Below are 800 nucleotides of genomic sequence, written 5' to 3'. Positions count from 1 at the left end.
CTGACAGCAGGCCCAAAAAAAGTCAATCGGGCTATGTCTGCTCCGGGCTCAGAACAGTCGTTCGCGGCATCACGGTCTAACAACCGCTATGCGGACGAAGCAGACCCTCGGTTTGGGCGCGCTAAAGGCCGCTCAAAGCGTATACCCAAACCGCTGCGCTAGATCGCACAGTCAAAGATTCACCTGTCGTGTCTACTCCTGTATCGATTCCAGATAGAGTGCCAAAGACAGGATCCGCCCGCGTATAGCAATCTCTGCTCCGTAGGGCCCGATTTCACCTACGATCGGCGACTTATAGACCGCTCCCCAGACGGGCATGCTGGCAGCCGTTCCATGTCCTCGCACCCCAGTACGACCATCAATTATCTGAATAACCTCCAGCATTGGGAACTCGCCATCATTAGCAGCAGACAGCCCCGTTAGAGGCTTTGGGATGTTTATTGATAGCGCACTGGCAACGGGTCCAGCGCCTTTTCCATCAACCCCATGACACGAAGCGCAGGAATTCATGTACTCTCTCTCACCGGTTTCGTCTGCAGAAGCAGCGAGTCCTGACATGCACGCCAAGACTACCCCTAAACCTAAGGCACGAAACAAGTTCTTTCTTCTATCTCCAAAAATCATATCGATCCCTCCATGTTAATAATCTCAGCTTTGCATATAGTTGGGGTGCGAGTCTTGATTCTTGTCATGTTTGAGTCCGCTGTGGGCTCGTTGCCGTCGTTCGACGCCAGACCGCCTAAAGGCCGCTTTCAACCACCAAATGTCCGGGTGTTGGCCTAACCATCTGAGACTGAGAC

1 protein-coding gene is annotated in these 800 nt (G+C 53.1%); it reads right to left on the bottom strand.

Translation table 11 applies throughout. The annotated features are described in order from the left end of the window. Positions 1–192: 192 nt before the first annotated feature. Positions 193–558 carry a c-type cytochrome gene (locus tag MWU63_RS20315; protein ID WP_246531649.1) on the bottom strand — a complete coding sequence of 122 codons (366 nt, stop codon included), beginning with the start codon at positions 556–558 and terminating at the stop codon, positions 193–195. Positions 559–800: the final 242 nt, after the last annotated feature.

The sequence above is a fragment of the Pseudohalocynthiibacter sp. F2068 genome (assembly GCF_023015645.1).
GTDB lineage: Bacteria > Pseudomonadota > Alphaproteobacteria > Rhodobacterales > Rhodobacteraceae > Pseudohalocynthiibacter > Pseudohalocynthiibacter aestuariivivens.
The sequence above is the reverse complement of the archived record's forward strand: the minus strand, read 5'-3'. Positions and strand labels throughout refer to the sequence as shown.